16 protein-coding genes, 1 tRNA gene, 2 pseudogenes and 1 riboswitch are annotated in these 20,010 nt (G+C 63.2%); of the genes and pseudogenes, 7 read left to right on the top strand and 12 right to left on the bottom strand.

What is annotated here, in order from left to right; translation table 11 throughout:
• Window positions 1–78: 78 nt before the first annotated feature.
• Together C7435_RS00795 and C7435_RS00790 are read left to right on the top strand one after the other, a co-directional pair.
• Complete coding sequence (locus C7435_RS00795) at window positions 79–1,008, top strand: class I SAM-dependent methyltransferase (RefSeq protein WP_121209985.1); 930 nt, start codon at window positions 79–81, stop codon at window positions 1,006–1,008.
• Window positions 1,008–1,676, top strand: a complete 669-nt coding sequence (locus C7435_RS00790; protein WP_121209661.1) for a hypothetical protein — start codon at window positions 1,008–1,010, stop codon at window positions 1,674–1,676. Before C7435_RS00795 ends, C7435_RS00790 begins: the two co-directional genes overlap by 1 nt.
• Here the strand turns inward: C7435_RS00790 and hisN are convergent.
• The 3 genes from hisN to C7435_RS00775 all read right to left on the bottom strand — a co-directional run bounded on the left by hisN (window position 1,673) and on the right by C7435_RS00775 (window position 3,938).
• On the bottom strand, window positions 1,673–2,470 hold the full coding sequence (gene hisN / locus C7435_RS00785) for a histidinol-phosphatase (protein WP_121209660.1): 798 nt from the start codon (window positions 2,468–2,470) through the stop codon (window positions 1,673–1,675). The genes C7435_RS00790 and hisN overlap by 4 nt on opposite strands.
• A 63-nt stretch (window positions 2,471–2,533) precedes the next feature.
• A complete protein-coding gene (locus C7435_RS00780) occupies window positions 2,534–2,920 on the bottom strand; it encodes a helix-turn-helix domain-containing protein (RefSeq protein WP_075188631.1) in 387 nt (128 codons plus the stop codon).
• Between the two features lie 127 nt (window positions 2,921–3,047).
• On the bottom strand, window positions 3,048–3,938 hold the full coding sequence (locus tag C7435_RS00775; protein WP_121209659.1) for an N-formylglutamate amidohydrolase: 891 nt from the start codon (window positions 3,936–3,938) through the stop codon (window positions 3,048–3,050).
• A 117-nt stretch (window positions 3,939–4,055) separates the two neighbouring features.
• Between C7435_RS00775 and cpdR the strand changes: the two genes are divergently transcribed.
• Window positions 4,056–4,421 (top strand): cell cycle two-component system response regulator CpdR, encoded by a 366-nt coding sequence (gene cpdR / locus C7435_RS00770; protein ID WP_075188630.1) that lies wholly within the window; start codon window positions 4,056–4,058, stop codon window positions 4,419–4,421.
• A gap of 78 nt (window positions 4,422–4,499) precedes the next feature.
• On the opposite strand, the gene C7435_RS00765 is transcribed toward cpdR, so the two are convergent.
• Both C7435_RS00765 and C7435_RS00760 read right to left on the bottom strand, forming a co-directional pair.
• Window positions 4,500–6,494 (bottom strand): alpha/beta hydrolase family protein, encoded by a 1,995-nt coding sequence (locus C7435_RS00765; RefSeq protein ID WP_121209658.1) that lies wholly within the window; start codon window positions 6,492–6,494, stop codon window positions 4,500–4,502.
• Between the two features lie 154 nt (window positions 6,495–6,648).
• A complete protein-coding gene (locus C7435_RS00760; protein WP_143742852.1) occupies window positions 6,649–9,789 on the bottom strand; it encodes a TonB-dependent receptor domain-containing protein in 3,141 nt (1,046 codons plus the stop codon).
• A gap of 321 nt (window positions 9,790–10,110) precedes the next feature.
• Here C7435_RS00760 and C7435_RS00755 point away from each other — a divergent pair.
• Window positions 10,111–10,185: transfer RNA gene (locus C7435_RS00755), tRNA-Val, on the top strand.
• A 288-nt stretch (window positions 10,186–10,473) separates the two neighbouring features.
• Here C7435_RS00755 and C7435_RS00750 read toward each other — a convergent pair.
• A complete protein-coding gene (locus tag C7435_RS00750; RefSeq protein WP_147422588.1) occupies window positions 10,474–10,782 on the bottom strand; it encodes a hypothetical protein in 309 nt (102 codons plus the stop codon).
• A gap of 97 nt (window positions 10,783–10,879) precedes the next feature.
• Window positions 10,880–12,250 carry a sensor histidine kinase gene (locus tag C7435_RS00745; protein WP_121209656.1) on the bottom strand — a complete coding sequence of 457 codons (1,371 nt, stop codon included), beginning with the start codon at window positions 12,248–12,250 and terminating at the stop codon, window positions 10,880–10,882.
• Between the two features lie 74 nt (window positions 12,251–12,324).
• Between C7435_RS00745 and C7435_RS00740 the strand changes: the two genes are divergently transcribed.
• The 3 genes and pseudogenes from C7435_RS00740 to C7435_RS00735 all read left to right on the top strand — a co-directional run.
• A complete protein-coding gene (locus C7435_RS00740) occupies window positions 12,325–13,029 on the top strand; it encodes a response regulator transcription factor (RefSeq protein WP_170150293.1) in 705 nt (234 codons plus the stop codon).
• An 85-nt stretch (window positions 13,030–13,114) separates the two neighbouring features.
• A pseudogene (locus tag C7435_RS17380) lies at window positions 13,115–13,321 on the top strand (iron-sulfur cluster assembly protein); the annotation flags it as partial.
• A gap of 101 nt (window positions 13,322–13,422) precedes the next feature.
• A pseudogene (locus C7435_RS00735) lies at window positions 13,423–14,197 on the top strand (Mrp/NBP35 family ATP-binding protein); the annotation flags it as partial.
• Window positions 14,198–14,203: 6 nt separating this feature from the next.
• On the opposite strand, the gene C7435_RS00730 reads toward C7435_RS00735, so the two are convergent.
• The 5 genes from C7435_RS00730 to C7435_RS00710 all read right to left on the bottom strand — a co-directional run bounded on the left by C7435_RS00730 (window position 14,204) and on the right by C7435_RS00710 (window position 19,879).
• Window positions 14,204–14,965, bottom strand: coding sequence for an ABC transporter ATP-binding protein (locus C7435_RS00730; RefSeq protein WP_121209653.1), 762 nt, complete (start codon window positions 14,963–14,965; stop codon window positions 14,204–14,206).
• On the bottom strand, window positions 14,962–15,942 hold the full coding sequence (locus tag C7435_RS00725) for a FecCD family ABC transporter permease (protein ID WP_121209652.1): 981 nt from the start codon (window positions 15,940–15,942) through the stop codon (window positions 14,962–14,964). Before C7435_RS00725 ends, C7435_RS00730 begins: the two co-directional genes overlap by 4 nt.
• A complete protein-coding gene (locus C7435_RS00720) occupies window positions 15,939–16,820 on the bottom strand; it encodes an ABC transporter substrate-binding protein (RefSeq protein WP_170150292.1) in 882 nt (293 codons plus the stop codon). Before C7435_RS00720 ends, C7435_RS00725 begins: the two co-directional genes overlap by 4 nt.
• Window positions 16,756–18,654: a TonB-dependent receptor plug domain-containing protein gene (locus C7435_RS00715; RefSeq protein ID WP_170150291.1), complete on the bottom strand. Its 1,899-nt coding sequence runs from the start codon at window positions 18,652–18,654 to the stop codon at window positions 16,756–16,758. The genes C7435_RS00720 and C7435_RS00715 overlap by 65 nt, the downstream gene beginning before the upstream one ends.
• A gap of 113 nt (window positions 18,655–18,767) precedes the next feature.
• Window positions 18,768–18,961: riboswitch (cobalamin riboswitch) on the bottom strand.
• Between the two features lie 33 nt (window positions 18,962–18,994).
• Complete coding sequence (locus C7435_RS00710) at window positions 18,995–19,879, bottom strand: WecB/TagA/CpsF family glycosyltransferase (protein ID WP_075188619.1); 885 nt, start codon at window positions 19,877–19,879, stop codon at window positions 18,995–18,997.
• Window positions 19,880–20,010 lie beyond the last annotated feature (131 nt).

Genomic DNA, 20,010 nt, shown 5'->3' with positions numbered 1-20,010 from the left:
TTCAACCCCCGAAAACAGAATTTGCGCACGGGCGGCAGCTTGGTTACCAATTGCGCTCTCACCAAGGAGTTCTCCATCATGCGTCATCTCTCTCTCCTCGCTCTGCTTGCCAGCACAGCCGTGCTTGCGGCCTGCAGTGGCGAAACCGGCGATCCTGTCGAACCGGTTGCGCCGGACACTGCGGTCGAAGCCGCAGACGAGACCACGACCGATGTCGCAGAGGTCCCGGCCGGTCCCGACCTGACCGTGCTGGCCGAGGTGATCAACGCGGATTGGCGCGCATCCAGCCAGGACCGGGACAGCTCGCGCCATCCGCAGGAGACACTGGAATTTTTCGAGATCGACCCGAGTGGCACGATCGTCGAGATCTGGCCCGGTGGGGGCTGGTATGCCGACATTCTGGCGCCGTGGATCCATGCCAATGGCGGCCAGTATGTGGCGGCCCATTTCGACGCCGAGTCGGATAGCGAAAATCGCCGCCGGTCCCGAGCCGCGTTCGAAGCCCACGTCGCGAATGCCGAGATCTATGGCGATGTACAGATTGTCGACTTCAACAGCGACACGGCGCTGGCGCTGGAACCGGGATCGGTCGATACAATCCTGACCTTCCGCAACATTCACAACTGGATGTCACGCGGCTATGCCGAACGCGCCTTCGCGGATTTCCACACAGCGCTCGCCCCCGGCGGCACGCTCGGCGTTGTCGAACACCGCCTGCCCTCGACCCGCGAGCAGGACCCCGGCGCATCAAGCGGCTATGTCCAGCAGGCCTATGTCATTGCCCTCGCGGAAGAAGCCGGGTTTGAACTTGTCGGCGCCTCGGAGATCAACGCCAATCCTGCAGACACTGCCGACCATCCGATGGGCGTGTGGACGCTGCCGCCGGTGCGCCGCAGCCCGGCAGCCGACAGCGAACAGGCCGCCGATTTCGACCGCGCCGCCTATGACGCGATCGGCGAAAGCGACCGCATGACGCTGTTATTCCGCAAGCCGGCCGCCAGCGAATAATGCGCCTCGGCCTGCTCATGATCGGTCTGGTGACCGGCCTCCTGTTGCCGACGGATGCGTTCGCGCAATCCGTCGAACGGGAGGCCGGCCCCCTGCCCCGTTTCTTTCCCCACCGGGAGACTTATCTCGAGCTGGATGCCGACCGACGCAGCCATTTCCAGCTCGCCTATATCGTATCCTCGCAGGACGGCATCCCGCCGGACGAGATCGAGATGTGGTACGAGCTCGATGGCACGCGCATCTCCTTCCGGATCGACGCGCAGGGCCGTATCCAACACCTGCCAGACCTGGAAACACTTGAGGCTGAACCCGCCGTCTGGATCAATCAGGAAGGCGGCGGCATGTCGCTGTCCATGCAGTTCGAGGCGCGGCTCGGGGACGGACCAGCCTATGCCGCGGATGACCTTGACCTGGCCCTGGGCCAGGCCAATCACGCCGTCCGACAGGCCGCCGGCGTCGCCGCCTTGTTCGCACCGAATTTCAAAACCCTGGTCTTCGTCTTCGACGGTCCGGCGCCCCGGGCCCGCGCCATTCACGAAGACGGATCATCGACAGACCTGACGGTGCAGGAAAACCGAGTCCTCGTGCGCCCGCGCGATCGGGGCATGCGCGATCTTGTGCGTATCGAGTTCGGTGAGGCGCCGATCCGGGTCTTGATCGACAGCTAAACAGCAGCATCCGAAAGATGTTCAAGCGCTTGCTCAACCAGCGACCGGCTGGCGGCGGCAACAACCTGTCCGCCGCCCGAGGCCTCGCCGCCCGACCAGTTGGTGACGACACCGCCAGCGCCGGTCACCACGGGGATCAGCGCTTGCACGTCATAGATCTGCAGGCCGCTCTCGATCACCAGATCGACGCCGCCAGCCGCCAGCATGGCGTAGGCGTAGGCGTCGAAACCGAAGCGGCACAGCCGGGCCCGGTCCAGCACCGCTTCAAAGGCCCGCCGCTCGCCGTCCTCGAACAGATAGGGATCGGTGGTGGCCATGATGGCGGTGTCGAGCCTGTCGCAGTTTGACACTTTCAGGGCACGGCTTACGCCACCATGGTCCAGCGAAGCGCCGCCAGGCCAGCCGGTGAAACGCTCGCCGATATGCGGCTGGTCAATAACCCCCACCCTTGGCTGGCCGGCCTGTTCCAGGGCGATCAGCACAGTCCAGGTGGGCAGGCCGGCGATGAAGGCGCGGGTGCCGTCGATCGGGTCGAGAACCCAACGGCGGTCGCCCGGGGCATCGGTTATGCCGAACTCCTCGCCCAGAATACCGTCGTCCGGCGCCAAGCGGGCGAGTACATCGCGCATGGCCGCTTCCGAGGCCCGGTCAGCGGCCGTGACCGGGTCGAATCCGCTCGACAACTTGTTGTCGACCGAAAGGGCGGTCCGGAAATAAGGCTTGATGGCGGCGCGTGCCGCGTCCGCCATTTCGTGGGCGATGCCGATATCAGGCTGGAAGGTGCGATCAGACATGCAAAGGCGCCTAGCACGGGCGGCGAGCCGGTGCCAGACGCCATCGCGTCAATATCGGACTGGTCAGGCGGCGTCGTTCGCCGCCTCTTCGGGCTCGAGCGATTTGGCCAGCTCAAGAAGCCGTTTGCGCGGCCGCTCACCGAGCCGGTAATAGGCACGGATCAGGTCGACCGTTTCCTTTTGCGACAGCACGTCGGGCGCCAGCGTATCATCGCCACCCGCCTCGTCGCGCTTGGACAGGCCCTCGTAGAAATACTGCACCGGCACATCCAGCGACTCCGCCAGCTCGAAAAGCCGGCTCGCGCTGACGCGGTTGGCGCCGCACTCATATTTCTGGATCTGCTGGAAGCGGATACCGACCGACTCGGCCAGTTGTTGCTGGGTCAGGCCCAGCAGGCGACGCCGACGGCGCAACCGTTTACCCACATGAAGGTCGATATCATTCGTCATAACTACTCGCCGCCTAATCTTCGCGTCTCAAAATGCGCCGGTATGGGACGCACACCTCACAGGGGAGCAAAGCGCGTGCCGGGCGAAGGCAGCGACCAGTCTTCGCCTGAAATGGGCATGATTATGGCTAGCGGAGCATCGACCAGTCGGTTGCCGTCAATCCCCTGACAAAGCAGCGCATTTTGTCGATCAATTCGGCGTGACACGCGGTCAGGGTGACCCGGTTTTCATCCATGTAGAGGCGGCGATTGATCTCGATCTGGATCACATTCACCGCTTCCATGGGACGGCCATAATGCTCGGTGACATAGCCGCCAGCATAGGGATTGTTCCGAACTGTAACGAATCCCAAGTCGCGGAAAAGCGCCTCGACCCGATCAATCACGACATCACTGCACGACGTGCCGAACCGGTCTCCGAGCACGATATCGGCGCCGTGTGCGCTGAGCGCCGGCATGGAATGCATGTCGGCGAGCACGACACAGCCAAAACGGCTCCGAAGCGCGGCAATCTCGTTCTGCAAGGCTTGGTGATAAGGGTGGTAGAAGCGGGCCAGCCGGGCCTGGGCCTCGGCAAATCGCAGGCGGCGGCGATAAAGGGTGCGCCCGTCGGCACCGATACGCGGGATCACGCCCAGCCCTGATGCGGCGCGCCGGGATGGCTGCACATCATCCGCCGGGACCCGGTCTGAAAACATGCCGGGATCTATTTCCCCGACCGCACGATTGACATCGACGAAAACGCGCGGAAATTCGGCACAGATCAGTGACGCACCATATTCCGGCGAAAAATCAACTAGTTGATCGACATACGCATCTTCGGACCGACGCAAATGATCCACGGAAAGTCTTGTGGAAGCCCTCAGATCGGCGTCATACTCGCGTCCGGAATGCGGCGAAGCGAGTATGACCGGTCGAGCCAGGTCGAAAGACGGACGCTCGATCCGCACAACCTTCCCGTCACGCTTCGGTCGAAGTGTTTCGTCCGTGGCGTGCGGAGTGGGAATCGTGGTTGCCATTGACGAAGATTGGTCAGCTGCATCTCGCGGGTCAAGCGCCGCAGCGCGTTCAGCCCGTTTTTACCAGATGGCTGTAGGGTGCGTTCACTTTGAGATTTCGCAAGGGTGGGAACACACATGGCTAAGATACTTCTCGCGGAAGACGACGATTCGATGCGCGACTTCCTCGCCAAGGCGCTCAAACGGGCCGGGCATGAGGTATTGGTCTGCTCGGACGGCGAAGAGGGGCTGGATGCGATCGGCGAGCAGCCGGCCCAGTTCGACCTGTTGCTGACGGATATCGTCATGCCGGGTGTGGATGGTATCGAGCTGGCGCGACGCGCGGCCGAGATCGATCCGGCCCTCAAGATCATGTTCATCACCGGCTTCGCGGCCGTGGCGCTGAACCCGGGGTCCGGCGCCCCGACGAATGCCAAAGTCCTGTCCAAACCGTTCCACCTGCGGGAACTGGTCGACGAAGTGGCCCGCGTCATGGCGGCCTGAGCGGCCACGATACTTGAAAAGAAAAGGCCCGCCGGCGATTGCCGGCGGGCCTTTCACATTGCCATCAGGGGTGTCCGGTCAGAGACCGCCCGGACCGCAATCATTCTCCAGGAAACCCAGCATCTCACTGTAGAGCGTCATGCGGTGGTCGAATGTCAGCGTGTTGTCGAAGTGGTCTGCCCCCTCCAACACAACAAAACGGTGCGGTTTGCCGAACCGTTCCAGCTGATCGACGAATTGTTCGGAATGATAGAGCCGAACCCGTTGATCGAGCGCGCCGTGGATGACGAGGATCGGAACGTTGACGTCCGCAGCCCGGTCAATCGTGTTCATGCCGGCATATCCCTCTTCCAGCATCGAACGGCCGAAACGGTTCCGGGTGAAGAACGCCCGGAATTCCACCGGATCACCCACGCCCGCGCCGGCAATCGTGCACTGATAGATCTGCGGCGTCCGAATGGATGCAGCAAAGGCTGAATAGCCGCCAAAGCTCCAGCCGAACATCGCGATCCGGTCCGGATCGACCAGGCCCTGGTCGACGAGGTACAGCGCGCCATCATCCATGTCATCCGACATCGCGCCCCCCCATTCGCCGAAAGCCGACAACCAGTGATCATTGCCGTGACCTGTCGTCCCGCGGAACAGCGGCTCAAGGACCATGTAACCATTATTCGCCAGAACCTGGCCCCACTCGTCAAAGCCCGTTGTGCGGAAATTGACCCACGGACCGCCATGCGGCAGCACGATCAGCGGGAAGGGACCTTCACCCTGCGGAACGGTCAGATAACCGGGAATCCGGCGACCATCACGCGCGGTGTACTCGATGTACTCAACATCGGCCAAGGCATCAGCAGGAAGGGTCGGGCGTTGGTTCCCGATGACCTGGAGCTGACCATCGGCAAGCAGGTAATACGTGCCGGGATCGTCGCCGCTGACGGTGTGGATCACCATCATCTCGCTTCCGCGCGACCGGCTGGAGATGGTCACTTCCTTGCCCGGGAAGGTCGCCTGCAACTGCTGATACAGCGCCTGCTCCTCAGGATTGATGAACGCCACCTGGCGCTCACCATCGGCATCATAGAAGACAAAACCGATCAGATCGCCAAGCGTGTCCGGATCGGTGCTGAACCAGCCGCTGTCGATATCCTGATGTGGCACATTGTCCAACATGTCATAGCCGAACACGCGCTCGCCAAAACTTGCCGTCAGGATGTTGAACTCGTAGATGCTCGCCGTGTCCTGACCACGATTGGCCGATACGAACAGCATGTTCGGATTGGACGGATCGAAGTCGATGATCGAGAAGGACGAGTTGCGATCCTCGGTGTCCGTTCTGAAGAACTCCACCCATTCACTGTCTTCGCCTGGCGCGCGGTGCCAATACACCGACTGACGGTTGGCAGGATCGAAGGACTGGGCGATCCGGACATTGCCGTCATTGTCGAGCCGATAACCACCCAACATCGAGACGCCGCGCAAATAGGTCTGCGTCCGCATGGTGTCCACATTCAGGATTTTAAAGTCCGGAACAATTGCGGACATCGAGCGACCGCTATTGCGGATGTCGTCGCTGTTCATGTCCTCATAATTGACATCCGCGCTGTAGATGAGGATTTCGTTCGGGCGATCCGGAAGCGAGCTGTAGAGCTGCACGTCATCAAACAATTCACGGAAGCGACCGCGGCCGTCAGCGCGAACAATCGCCTGCTTGGATTGGAAAACGCCGGCATTCTGACCTTCGATGCGGTTCCGCACTTGCTGGAGGAAACTGACCCGCAAGTGCTCGTTGCTGACCCAGGAAAAGCCGGTGATATCCATGCGCTCGGATCCGAGGCGAACCGGATCGGCTCCGAGATTGTCGGTCTCGCGAATTTCGATGTAGTAGTCGCCGGTCCGATTCTGGGCCACGCGATAGGCGAGATAGCGACCATCGGGCGAGAGCGCGACATTGCTCATGACCGGTCGGGTTGCAAAAGCTTCAAGCGGAAGCGGGTCCTGGGCTTGCACCGTGGCCCCGAAGCTGGCCAGCGCGGCGGTCAGGCCGGCCAGGAAAACCGTGATTACGTAACGCATAGTTACTCCCCGTATGGCTATGCGGTGATTGTGAAGGTGACCCACGGTCGCGTGACGCCACCAGCCTGAGCGCAAACGGCGCCGTGGTTACCCACGGCGCCGTCCACTAAAGCCGGGATCACCTGCGGCAAGCCGCAGGTGATCATTCAAGTGCTTAGAAGCGCTTGGAAATGCCAGCGAAGAAGGTACGGCCGTAAACGTCGTAACCCATACCGATCACCGCGTTGGCGGAGTTCGGAACACCTTCATTGCTGTCAATGATCGGCGGGGATTCAGAGAAGACGTTCCGGATACCACCGGTGATTTCCCACGTGTCCTGCTCCCAGGAGACAGACACGTCGTGGAAGATCTTGGCATCAGCTTCCTCGACATCACGGAAGCCTTCCTCGAAGAAGACAACACCGCTGGCTTCGTCGATGAACTGACCAACGCGAACCGCGTCGATATCATCTTCTTGCCATTCACCGATGTAGCGGGCCGACCAGTTCAGGCCGAAATCACGCCAATCAAGGTTGGCGCTCATATTACCCTGCCACAGCGGATAGCCGTAATTGCCGCGGAAGGATTCGATCGGAGCCGTATCCTGGTCAGCAAAGATATCGCGACGGTTGGACGCGATATAGGTGGCAACGCTGTTGACCGACAGGTCAGCCTGCGAACCGAAGAGCGTGAAGTCGGTATTGAAGCCGACATTCAGGTCAACACCATCGGTTTCAATCCGGCCCACATTCACGAAGCCGGAATTGATCTGGCTGATGAAGTTACGGGACGGATCGGTCGAGGTCGAACGATCGATGAGTTCGCAGAACGGCGAATTCAGGTTGGTCGACTCGACGATACAGGAATTGAGGATGAGACCGACAGTCGGCTCCTCAATGGAGTCCTGGATTTCGATTTTGAAGTAGTTGACCGCAAGACGGAGGTCGAACGAGTCGAACCAAGGCTGCTCAATGATGAAGCCGGCTGACAGCGAGTCAGACGTTTCAGCATTCAGCTCTTCAAAACCACCCGAGACAACGGCGATCGAGGTCGCGCCGCCAAGGCCGAGCGAGTCCACATCCGCACCCTGCAGCAGGCAGTTGTTACGGATACGGGCTTGATCATCGGCATCGGTGTAATTGTCGTAGGTCGACGCGACGCAAGGATCGGAGAACGCGCTGGCGAACGACGTCTGGCCACCGAGGAACTGCTCGCGCAGGTTCGGCGCCCGGAAGGTGGTGCCAACCGTGGTACGCAGCGTCACCCAGTCAACCGGACGATACAGGGCCTGACCACGATACGTCCAAAGCGAACCGTAGTTCTCTTCGTCGGTATAGCGGGCAGCGGCCGTCACAGACAGTTCTTCAGCGAGCGGCATGCCAGCCAGGATCGGGATTTCCGTCTCAACGAAGAATTCCCGGGTGGTGGTGTTGCCGACCGTGTTGCTTTCCGAACGACCCGTGCCGGAAGCAGAGGTGATCAGATAGCTGTTCTCGGTGTAGATTTCGTCCTTGCGGTATTCGAAACCGAACACCACCGGCACGGTACCAGCCGGCAGATAGGCCAGGTCGCCAGAGAAGGCAGCTTGGAACATCGACTGCTGGATGGTCGTCCGCGTCGAAGCGAGGCCACCGGCATACGCCAGGAAGTCTTCCGGCAGCTGACCGTTGATGTAGATGTCCGGATCGGTGATGTCGAGCGGGACACATTCTTCAGCGGTAATGAAGCCGAACAGGTCCGACGGGACCGATTCACAGCTGAACGTGCCATCGCCATTGTCCGTCACATTGTTCAGTGCGGCAGCGACGCGCTCTTCGTTCAACGTTTCCTGGGTGTCGATACCGACATTGCGGTCATAGGAAGCGAAAACGTCATAGGTCCAGTTGTTCAGACCGATGCCGAAGCTTTCACCACCCAGATCGCCCTGGATGAAGTCCAGGTTGCCACGCAGGCCGCCGAGGCCGCGCGTTGCGGTCACGTCGACATTGATCGGGCCGAGCGTGTTGTCGATGATCGGCGTCCAGACGAGACCACCGAGACCGGCACCTTCAAGAATGCTGCGGAACGGTTCACGGCAGGAACCAGCGTTTGCAAGCACCGGATCCGACTGAAGGAACGGGTTGTCACACTGGACGGCCGGGAAGATCTGGTTACGGCCGGCATAGATTTCCTGGGTACGACCGGAATGCAGGGCTTCAAAGTAGAAGTCCGCATCGCCGAGCATGTCCAGCGAGTATTCGCCATTCGTGAAGAATGAATAGCGCTGCGTGCCCTGGGCAAGGTCGAAGGCGCCCTGGCCTGCATTGTTGTTGTAACGCGGGTCATACAACCAACGCGAACCGAGGTCATCGCCCGGGCCACCCGGCTGCGAGTTGGTCGGATAGACCTGGAAGCCGGAGCCATTGTCGAAATCAAAGGCAAGAATACCGAAGTCGGCGCCAAGGCCCGGATCATCAACCGTACCGAAGAACACCTGATAGGGGTCCAGGAACATGTTGCCGAAGGCATTGTTTTCGCAGATTTCGCGGATCGTGCCCGTGTCAGGATTGACTTCGACGTCACGCGTGCAGAGGGCGGTGAACTTGCGCTCGCCGCGACGCACATTGTCGCGATTGTAGTATTCGAAACCGAAGCCGATATAGCCGCTGGAATTGCTGACACCGGTCACGATGGAGATCTGGCGCTCTTCACCGCCACCGTCTTCCGGATGCGAGAAGAAGGTGTCGATTTCGATGCCGTCAAACTCGGTGCGGGTGATCACGTTGATCACGCCGGCAACGGCGTCCGAACCATAAACCGAGGAAGCGCCATCGGTCAGGATGTCATAACGCTCGACAATGCCCGACGGAATGAGGTTCAGGTCGGGACGGGTCGGCGCGCCACGCACACCGGCCGGACCAACACGACGACCGTTGAACAGGATAAGCGTACGCTCGGCGTCAAGACCACGAAGGCTGACCGTCGATGCACCCGGACCGGAGTCCGTGACCTGGCCGGTGAAGGTGTTGTCGAACTGCGTACCAGCAGCCACCGAGGTGCGCTGGACGATGGAAGCAGCATCGATCAGACCCGCGTCGCGCGCGGTGTCGGCATTGATGACCTGCAGCGGCGACGGGCTGGAGAAAGTGTTACGCGCAATACGCGAACCGGTGACGACAATGCGGTCGTCCGCGCTGTCTTCTTCTTCTTCCTCAACTGCGTCAGGAACCTGCTGGACTTCCTGTGCGTAGGCCGGCGACATCGCCAGACCTGCGACAGCAAAACCAGCAAGCATGGTGGAGCGCAGAAGACGCTCCCGATCCCAAATATTGCTCACGATTGTACCCCTTTGTTACGTGTCACCCGGATCCACTTTGGCGCAGAACTCGGGATGGTTGGGTTAAACCCTACCTGCCGGGACTATGTCGAAGGCCGATGGACGATGAAAGCAAGACTCACCGCGCCGCCGCATTTCCGTCTCAATTGTTGCAAAAAAGTCATAGCCCATTCAGGTGCCGGACATGCCGTGGACAGAAAGCGTGACCCGCACCGTCACGCTTCAGACACCGTCGCCTGCGACCCGTGTGCAACCGGGTGCGACAGACGGCTTGCACTCCGCGGAAGCTGAGGTTAGAACCCCGGCTCTCTTGAGACGGATGGGCGATTAGCTCAGCGGGAGAGCACTTCGTTGACATCGAAGGGGTCACTGGTTCAATCCCAGTATCGCCCACCATCCAAGTCTCAGGCATTCCGGACACCGTAGAGTGCAGAGGCAAGACACACCGGTCGAGCCCGCCGGACAGGCGTGTCGGCAATCTCGTCACGGCTGCAAAGGCCCACATTCCGCCGCCGACCAGGCAATGCCGAAGAACTGATCCGGATCGGTCGGAGCCTTCCCCGACGGGCAGAGACGGCCGACGCCATCCGGCGCCGGCCGCTCCTCACCAGGACTCTCGACCGAGCACCGGTGGAGAATGACACGCGGGAATTGGGTGAGGACCCACGCGCCAAACCTGTCGGACTAGCCCTCGGCGTCGACGCGGTCCGGCAGACCGGTTTGAACCATCCGGCCGCTGGCGCTCAGGCGCGTCTCACCGAGCAATTGCCCGAGCCGTTCAATCTCCCGTCGGGGGTGGCCGATCGGGAATGGGGGTGGCGGTATGCTGGCGCCATTGGTGGCAAGCGTGGACCTGACATCGGCCCATTTGTCGCCGAACGCAGCAACCGCCCGACCATTATCGACGATCCGCAATCCGTCAGGGTAAAGGGCGAGGTCGCCCGCCCGGCGCTGTCGCGCCAACCGGTTTGATATCCACTGCAACCATCTCATCCCCGCCCCCCGGTCTCGCGCTTGGCTTGGCCGGAGATTCACCATGTCGGGGCAATGCGCGGAATACGGCGATCGTCGTATTTTCGACGCGTTCAACTCATCCCGCCGCGATCGGCAGCACCAGCCTTGCGATGACGCCGCGTCCCGGCCGCGACCGGATACGCAACGGCGCATCGACCAGTTGCGCCATGCGGAATACGAGGTCGAGGCCATGGCCGGAATTATGGGCGGCCGGCGTCAATCGATTTGCGAAGAAACCGGCGCTGTCGAGGTCCAGCGCGACATCGGACAGGCCGCGCCCATTGTCGATGACCAGGATCACGACCCGGCCCCGTCGCGGCCGGGCGATCAGCTGGACACGTGTGGCGCCGGCATGATTGATGGCGTTGACGAGAAGGTTGACGAGGATGCGCTCGATCATCGCCGCACTCGTGCTCGCCGTGCACGGGCTGACCCGGGTCGTCAAAGCGATATCGCCGGAGGGAATCATCGCCGCAACGCGATCCCGGATGCCATCGAGCAGGGCGGCGAGTGCCACCTCGTCACGCGTCCGCCAGCCGGGCAGGTTTCGTTCAGCCCGCGACAATTCCAGCACCGAGGTCAGGATATGCGATACATGGCGTGTCAGATCCCGCTGGCGGGCCGCAAGGTCGCGGGCGGCCGGCAGGTCGGCGCGCCCGATCGCCCCGTCCAGGGCGAGCGCATTGGCATCGAGGGCGAACAGGGGCTGGCGCGCATCATGGCCGGTCGTGGTGAGCAGGAGGGAGAGGACCGAATTGACTTCTTCGGCCTTCTCGCGCGCATCGGCATAGACCCGGGTGAGGTGGAAATTCCGGCGACCGGCGCCGCCGAGCAGATGCAGGCTGAAATGCAGGATGAGCAGGGTCACCAGCATGCTGGTGCCGCCGATCAGATAGGGGCGCGGATCGTCCGGCCGGAACACGGCAAGGAGCAAAAAATACCAGACCACACAAACGGCGCCGAACAGACGGGCCCGCAGCGCGTTGTGGAAGGTCACGATACCGACCAGGCCAAAAGTCAGCGTGACCCAGAAAGATGTCGCCAGAAAACGGTCGGCGAGGCCCTGCGGTGTGGTTTCCAGACTGAGATAGACCGTCGAGACCACGGCGATCTCAACCAGGTAAAGGGCCAGCCAAGCCGTCAGGACATGCCCCTCGGTGGCGTGCGGGCGACGCGGAACCCGCCACAGCCAGTAGGCTGCCGCCACGACGCTGCTGACGACCAGAAGAATGCGCAGCGCGATCAACAGGCTCATGCCCGGATGCTCGGCGATGCGTCCCATCTCGTGCGAGATCGACACCAGCCAGATCAACCCGCTCGACACCACGATGAAAGCCGCCAGCTGCAAAGCCTGGGCCCTGACCGAGCGCCGATAGGCGGCTTCAAGGTCGTCATCAGCAAAAGCGCCAGTCAAACCGTCGATCTTCGGATACTCGATCAGACCCATTTACTTCCCCCCGGCAATCTGTACGGGTACTGTTCGGGTCGACACAGTATTGCTTTGTTCCCGTGATGGAAGTCATGACGCCAGCACAATCCCCGTCCGACAAGGCCCCTGCGATGCAGGGCCGCACCGTGCTGTCAGAGACCGGCATCACCGCGCTGATCCTCGACGACCACCAGATCGTGATCGACGGGATGGCCAGACTTCTGCGGGATCAAGGGCTGGTCGACCATGTCCTGTCACGATCAAGCCTCGCCGGACTGGCCGACGACCAGGCGTTTGACGCGCTGAGCTTTGCCATCATCGATGTCGGACTGGCGGGCGAATCCGGACTGGACGCCGTCGCCACGCTGCGATCCGCCACCCCGTCCCTGCCCTGCATCCTGATGACCGGCTCACCGCTCGATGCGGACGAACGCCAACGCCTGCAGGACCATACAGGCCATTTTTATCACAAGCAGGATCCGGTCGAGCAATTGATCTCGGTTGTGCGCGACGTCCTTGATGCGAACCCGACCGCTGGCACAGCGACCGGTCCCGAAAGCCCGGATATCGACCCGGACCTCACCCCGCCCGGTCTCGGTCGGATCGGCCAGCTGACCCGGCGCGAGCGCGACGTCCTGCGACAAATCGGCCGCGGTGCCGGTCTGACGGAAATCGCGGCGCGCCTCGGCATTGCCCGGGCCACGGTCCGCAAGCATCGCGAGAACATCATGGACAAGCTGGCCGTCCGCTCGAGCGCCCGGCTTGTGCGGATTGCGCTGCAGATCGGACTGTCCTGACACCACCCTGCCGGCCGCGCCTGCGGCTGCCGCTTTAACCGGCGTGCCGGAAGGCCTATCTCAGCCGGGCAACCGGAGGCCCGACATGGATACCCGCCTGAAAGCCGCGCTCAACACTGTTATCGAGACCCAGTCCGGCCGTCCTTTGGTCGATGCCGACCGGATCGAGTCCGCGGCCATACGCGGCGATACGGCCACCATCATCCTGCGCGCACCTGTCGCCGGCAAGGCGGATATGGACCGGCTGAAACCAGAGATCGAACAAGCCCTGGGCAAGCTCGACGGGATCGAACGCGTCCAAGTCATCATGACCGCCCACAGCGACAAAAAGCCCGCCCCTGCCCGCCCGGCGCCACAGCGCACCGGCAAGCCGGCAGGCGCCAAGCCCGCCAAACGCATCATCGCCGTCGCATCCGGCAAGGGCGGTGTCGGCAAATCAACCATCGCCGCCAATCTCGCCGTGGTCCTGGCCCGGACCGGGCTCAAGGTCGGCCTGCTCGACGCCGATATCTACGGCCCGTCAGCACCGCGCCTGTTCGGTCTCACGGATGTCGCCGGCCTGCGCAAGACCGATGCCGGTGTCCAGCCGGTCGAAGCGCATGGTGTGAAAATCGTCTCGATGGGCTTCGTGGTAAAACCGGGCGCCGCCGTGGTCTGGCGCGGCCCGATGGTGCAGGGCGCGATCCGGCAATTCATGATGGACACGGATTGGGGCCAGCCCGACGTGTTGATCATCGACATGCCACCGGGCACCGGCGACGCCCAGCTGGCGATCGCCCAGGACCTCCCGGTTGATGGCGCGGTGATCGTCTCGACCCCGCAGGATCTGGCCCTGGATGATGCCCGCAAGGCAATGAGCCTGTTCGAACAGACCCATGTCCCCCTGCTCGGCATGGTCGAAAACATGAGCGTCTTCCTGTGCCCGCATTGCGGTGAAAGCAGCCATATCTTCGGCGAGGGCGGTGTCCGCGCCGAAGCCGAGCGCATGGGCCTGGCCTATCTCGGCGATATCCCGCTGCACCCGGATCTGCGCGCCCGGTCCGATGCCGGCGAACCTGCAGCCCTTGACGACGGCCCCGTCGGCAAGGCTTTCCGCAAGACGGCCCTGGCCGCGCTCGAAGCCGCCGAACAGGCCAACAAGCCGGCGCCGGAAATCGTCCTCAGCTAGACGGGTTCAGCGGGACAGGCGAAGCCCTCCGGACGTCAGCCCGTCCGGCGCTTCGACGCCGAAAACATCCGCCAGGACTGTGGTCGTCAGCGCCTGTGCCGGTGGTCCATCTGCAACGGGCTGACCCTGATCGAGCACAATGACGCGATCTGCATGCCGGGCCGCAAGGTCGAGCGCGTGCAGCGACACGATCACCAGCGCACCACGCCGGGCCTCGGCGGCCAGGATTTCCAGCACACCGAGCTGGTGACGCACATCAAGCGCCGCCGTTGGCTCGTCCAGCAGAATGACGGAGGCCCCGACCGCCAGTGTCCGCGCCAACAGCACCCGGGCCTGCTCGCCTGATGACAGCGTATCAAAGCCACGCTCGGCGAGATGCGCCGTCGCCGTCCGCTGCAGGGCGTGCTCGATGGCGGCCTCGTCGTCCGCGGTCAGGCGGCGCAGGGGTTTGAGGTGTGGAATACGACCCAGCGCGACGAGGCGGCGCGCGGTGATCGGCCAGGCAGCCCTGCCATCCGGTGGCAGATAGGCGATCGCCCGCGCCCGCTCTGCCTCGTTGAGCGCGGCGAGGTCGCGACCGTCGAGGAGAACATGGCCGGCAGCCGGCGCGGCCAGGCCCGCTGCCAGTCGCAAAAGGCTGGACTTGCCGGCCCCGTTCGGTCCGACCAGCGCCACCAATCCCGGGCCGGAGACCTCAAAGGACAGGCCGGCAAACAGGTCTGCAACGCCGGGGCGATAGGTGACGGTGTCGAACACAATCCGGGTCATGGCGCGCGCCTCTGGGAATGCCGGACCAGCCACAGGAAGAAGGGCGCGCCGATCAACGCCGTCAACACGCCAAGATAAAGCGGGATGCCCGGTCCGGACAGCAGGCGCGTGACCAGATCGGCGAGCACGATCAACACGGCGCCACCGAGTGCCGATGGCAGGATGAGGGCGCCGGGGCGGTGTTCGACGAGCGGTCGCAGGATATGCGGCACGACGAGACCGACAAAGCCGATAGCACCGGCCACGGCAACGCCGCCACCGACCACCAAGGCCGTGCCGAGGATCACCGCCAGTCGCAATCGCCCCAGTCCGATCCCCAATGATCGCGCCGTTTCCTCGCCCAGCCCCAGCGCGTCCAGCCCGCGGGCGAGCGGCGCCAGGACCATGAGTCCGGCCAGGATGACCGGCGCCGCGAAACCCACTTCGGTCCAGCTGGCATCATTCAGGGACCCCATCAGCCAATAGGCGATTTCCGCCAGCGCCCAGGGATTGGGCGCCAGATTCATCAACAGGGCGGTGACGGCACCGGCGGTCGCATTCACGGCGACACCGGCCAGTATCAGCGTGGTCGCGGTCGCACCGCGCCCGGCGATCAGGAACAAGGACGCCACGCCCAGGGCGGCACCGGAAACACCTGCCAAGGGCAGGGCCAGGGCGAAGCTTGCCGACAAGCCGAAATAGAGACAGATCACCGCCCCAAGTCCGGCACTGGCCGAAACACCGATCACACCGGGATCGGCCAGGGGGTTTCGGAAAAACCCCTGCAGCACGGCCCCCGCCGCACCCAGTCCGGCACCAATCAAAACGCCCAGCAAAACCCGCGGCAGCCGCAATTCGCGCAGAACGAGGGCGTCAAGCGCCCCGCCAGTGTCGAACAGGGCCGCCGGTGCGGCACCGCCACTGCCGGCGAAGATCGCGACCAGCGACACCAACACCAGTGCAACAAGCAGAAGCCCATTGAGACGCAGATGGGTCACGCGCCGTCCTCCCAGGCATCAATCGCATCCGCGATCAGTTCCGCAGCATCGACCAGGCGCGGCCCCGCACAGGGCCACAGGCCGGCGGGGATTTCCGCACGCTCGGGATGGTCGAGCAAGCGGCGATAGGCGGCATGGCGGCGGGCCCGGTTGAACGTGCTGGCATAGCCGTCGATGAAGAAGCTGGTGAGCACGATGTCGGCCTCGAGCGTGAGGGCAAATTCCGGATCTGACCGGGTCCAGCCCACCGCGCCGTTTTCCGCCACGACATTGATCCCGCCGGCCGCGACGATGGCCGTGTCGATATAGGTTCCCGCACCCGCAGAGCCGCCCGACACACTGAGATAGGCAATCCGCGGTGTTCGGGCTCGGGCCTCGGCTCGACGCACCATTTCGGCAAGGCGCGCGTCGATATCGGCAATCACGGCATCGGCCGCCTCGGCCTGGCCGGTGGCGGCACCCAGGGCGCGAAGATTGCCGCGGACCGCATCAAAATCATCGGCCCAGGCCAGCTCGAACACCGTCTGCCCGGAACGCTCCAGCAAACGACCGGTTCGGCCCGCCTCGCCGGTTCCGAACACGGTCAGTGCCGGTGCCAGCGCCAGCAAGCGCGCCGCATCCGGCCACGCCTTGGGCAAGCCGCGAGACCAGGACGGCGCGACAGAGACGGGTTGATCAACCTGCCAGGACAGGGCGCTGATCGACTCCATCGGCACCACGGCCAGCACATAGGCGTCAGCGCACAAGGAGGCCGAGGCGACGCCGACGTGCGGCGTCGCCTCCTGGGCCAGGCCTTGCGGAGCCAGAAGCAGACTAGCGGTGGCTGAGACGCAGGCCGACATGAAGGCCGCGCCCCGGCGTGTGATAGCCGAAGACATCCTGATACTCCTCATCGAGCAGGTTTCCCCCACGCGCATAGACCTCAATGCCGGGCCGGACATCCCAACTGACCTGACCGCCGACCAGCGTGTAGGCATCGAGCACCACCGGTTGGAACGTCCCGAAATCGGTATCGGTCTGATCGCCGGTATGGTCGAGCGTCGCCGAGGCCGAAACCGGCCCGTCCGCCGGCGCCCAGGATATCGTCAGCGAGGCGAGTTGCTCGGGGCGGCGGATTTCTGCGACACCATTCTCCTCGCTCTCCAGCAGGCTCAGCGAGCCGAACAGCGACCAGTCGGCGTCGATTTCCCAGATGCCGGAAATCTCCACCCCGCTGCGGTCCGATTGCGTGCCGGAATTGAGCGCGGTTGACGGGAAGGCCGAGAAATCCGTGTAGATCTCATTCTCCAGCTCGGATCGGAAATAGCTCACGGACAGGCTGGCGGCGCCGTCCAGCAGCGTCTGGTCCCAAGCGATTTCCCAGCCTTTTGACTGTTCCGGTTCCAGATCGGGATTGCCAACGAAGAAATCCGGGAAGAAGCCGAACAATTCATAGACGCCGGGATTCTTGACCGCCTCGCCGAAATTGGCCCGCAGACGACCGTCAAGACGGTCGAACGCCCAGCCGGCGCCGACGCGCCAGGTCGTCGAGTCCGCGAACAGGGTGTGGACATCGCGCCGGGCCGATGCGGTGAGATCGAGAGCACCGCGCGAAATACCATAGTCAAACGCGATCGCGTCGGCCTCGAGCTGGCGGCTCTGATTGGAACCTGCCGCCGGCCCGGCATCCGCCTTCAAACGATCCTGGTCGCGCTCGATCAGACCGGTCAGGCGATGCTGGAAGGGCCCGGTCTCCCAATGCCCGGTGAGCTGGTAATGCGCCTGCAAGCGCTGGCCAAGTGAACGCGATGTCCGGACTCCCGCCGACAGGGATTGCGAGGTGTCGTCGGTCAGCTGCACGGCCGCCTCATGGGAGAGGCGGACGCTGCCGACGCTCTGCTCAGCCAGCACCGCGACCCGCGCCAGCACCGTCTCGCTGTCAGTATGCAGATCGACATTGTCGAGCCGGCCATCGAAGTCCGTATCGCTGTCATAATCGCTGCCGCTCTCGATGCGGCGCAGCGTGGCTTCAAGGCGAACCGCCTCGTTGAACCGGTAGCCGCCAGACAGCGCCAGGACGGTGTTGTCATAGCCATCCGTCTCGCCGCCAAGGCCGGACACATCGATGCCGTCGCTGGCATAATCGCTGAAACTGCCGGTCAACCAGTGATCCCCCAACTCGCCGCCGGCCTGCAGGCTGATCCGCCGGGTGTCGAAGCTTCCTGCCTCCAGGCGCAAGCCGACATTGAAATCGCTGTCGGGACGGACCGAGTTGAGCCGGATCACACCGCCGATTGCGTCAGCGCCCCACAAGGCTGATTGCTCGCCGCGCGCCACCTCAATCGAGGCCAGATCATCGAACACATAATGCGAGAAATCCGCTTCGCCGGTGAATGGGTTGGATGCTTCCACGCCGTCGATCAGCACGAGGACGTGATTGGCCTCAGCGCCGCGCGCCCGAATCTGGGTCAGCGAGCCGGGAGCACCGGACCGTGACACGGCAAGGCCGGGCACGGCCCGCAGCGCGTCAGCGGCAAACGGCGCACCGCGAGCCTCCAGCATGGCGGCATCAAGCAGGGTCACGCTCGACGTGGCCTGGTCAGCCGGCAGCGCGATACGCGCCGCAGTGACATAGACGACATCCTCGTCGCCGATATCCTGGGCCAGAACCTGGCCGGGAAGGGAAAGACAGGTGGCAGCAAGGCAGAGCCGGTGCCAGTTTTTGATACGCATATGCCGCGTCTCCATAGCATGGGTGCCGGCGCCCGCGCGGGTCACCGGTTGGTTGCAAAGGAGTCGTCAAGAAACGGATATACCGCGCCGGTCTCGTGAGCTCCCGCACGAGCGGACAGACGACAGCGACGGCAGGTCTTCCGGCTTGCGGGTCATTGCAGATGAAGCGCCTTCCCAGGGTCGCCCCAGTGGCTTTGTGCTTCACCGCTCACCGCCTACGGCTGCGGGGACAGCGCTGGACTTGGCGTTGCGGCCTGACCAGCTTCCCTATTATTCCCGTGAGGGAACCATCACGGCGCGGACGCTATGTCGCGCTGCGGCAAAAAGCAATGAAGGAGGGTCAGTCGCGCGTTGCGAGCTGGCGCTCGAGATCGCGCAGGCGCAGATGGAGATTGCGTTCCTTGACCTTTTCCGGCGCGCCAAGTGCCATTTCCAGCTCACGCATCGAGCGCCGCGTCTTGCGCCAGCGGCGCCACAGCAGCAGGATTTTCGGCCCTTCAACCAGGTAGCGACGCCACATGCGGGTCGGCTCCTGGACCAGACGGTGCAACCATTCCAGTCGTGACTTCTGCATCCAGACCGGCGCCCGCTGCGCAGCCCCGGCGAGAAAATCGAGCGACGCGCCGACACACAAGCCGACACCGGTGCAGCCACCATGGTCCAGGCAGGCTTCAGCAATCATCTCCTGTTGCGGCGAGCCGACACAGAAAAAGGTGAAGCGTGAGGGATTGTCGGCGACGAATTTGGCACACGCCTCAACCGCTTCGCGGTTGTGTCGCAGCCCCATGGGAGGCTCATGCCAGCGCACATCGGTGAGGCCATAACGTTGCGTCACGGCATCAATGACCGCCTGGCTACCACCGATGATGGTGACCGGCTGGTGCGGATCAATGACCGTGTCGAACAGGCGCGCGGTGAGGTCCGAACCCGGCGTGACATCAATCGTTTCGCCGGAGATCTTGCCGATCAGTTCGAGCACGCGGCTGTCACAGACCGTCAGCCAGGCCTGGGCGTAAAGCGTCGCCAGAACCGTGTCCGTTTCGAGCCGAACGAGGTGGTCGACATTGGGTGTGACGACGAAAGCGAAGGGGCTGGCGGCCTCGCGCTCCGTGATCCGGCGCAGGGCGACGTCCATGCTGATCTTGTCGAAGGCCGAGTTCAGGAACCAGACATGTCGCGAACCGGAACGCCGATCAACGAAACTCTCACCCGTTGCCATGACCATGTTGCACCACTCTTGTCTCGATACGCGTCAAATCGCGCGCTTGCGCCCGTCCCGTGCAAAACCTGCGCCGAAATTTTCCGGTCGCCCTGCATCCAAATGCACGTTTGGCGGCATCACAGGTCGAAGCCTTG

It is taken from the genome of Maricaulis maris (assembly GCF_003634045.1).
Taxonomy (GTDB): Bacteria; Pseudomonadota; Alphaproteobacteria; order Caulobacterales; family Maricaulaceae; genus Maricaulis; species Maricaulis maris.
This window is presented reverse-complemented; position numbering and strand designations above follow the sequence as displayed.

Excerpts from the sequence above, each read along its gene's own strand:
- hisN (WP_121209660.1), bottom strand. The coding sequence starts at position 2,470 with ATGTCTGATCGCACCTTCCAGCCTGATATCGGCATCGCCCACGAAATG.
- C7435_RS00745 (WP_121209656.1), bottom strand. The coding sequence starts at position 12,250 with ATGGGTCTGATCGAGTATCCGAAGATCGACGGTTTGACTGGCGCTTTT.
- C7435_RS00765 (WP_121209658.1), bottom strand. The coding sequence starts at position 6,494 with ATGCGTTACGTAATCACGGTTTTCCTGGCCGGCCTGACCGCCGCGCTG.
- C7435_RS00720 (WP_170150292.1), bottom strand. The coding sequence starts at position 16,820 with ATGTCTTCGGCTATCACACGCCGGGGCGCGGCCTTCATGTCGGCCTGC.
- C7435_RS00795 (WP_121209985.1), top strand. The coding sequence starts at position 79 with ATGCGTCATCTCTCTCTCCTCGCTCTGCTTGCCAGCACAGCCGTGCTT.
- C7435_RS00740 (WP_170150293.1), top strand. The coding sequence starts at position 12,325 with ATGACGCCAGCACAATCCCCGTCCGACAAGGCCCCTGCGATGCAGGGC.
- cpdR (WP_075188630.1), top strand. The coding sequence starts at position 4,056 with ATGGCTAAGATACTTCTCGCGGAAGACGACGATTCGATGCGCGACTTC.
- C7435_RS00780 (WP_075188631.1), bottom strand. The coding sequence starts at position 2,920 with ATGACGAATGATATCGACCTTCATGTGGGTAAACGGTTGCGCCGTCGG.
- C7435_RS00710 (WP_075188619.1), bottom strand. The coding sequence starts at position 19,879 with ATGGTCATGGCAACGGGTGAGAGTTTCGTTGATCGGCGTTCCGGTTCG.
- C7435_RS00750 (WP_147422588.1), bottom strand. The coding sequence starts at position 10,782 with ATGAGATGGTTGCAGTGGATATCAAACCGGTTGGCGCGACAGCGCCGG.
- C7435_RS00730 (WP_121209653.1), bottom strand. The coding sequence starts at position 14,965 with ATGACCCGGATTGTGTTCGACACCGTCACCTATCGCCCCGGCGTTGCA.
- C7435_RS00790 (WP_121209661.1), top strand. The coding sequence starts at position 1,008 with ATGCGCCTCGGCCTGCTCATGATCGGTCTGGTGACCGGCCTCCTGTTG.
- C7435_RS00715 (WP_170150291.1), bottom strand. The coding sequence starts at position 18,654 with ATGCGTATCAAAAACTGGCACCGGCTCTGCCTTGCTGCCACCTGTCTT.
- C7435_RS00775 (WP_121209659.1), bottom strand. The coding sequence starts at position 3,938 with ATGGCAACCACGATTCCCACTCCGCACGCCACGGACGAAACACTTCGA.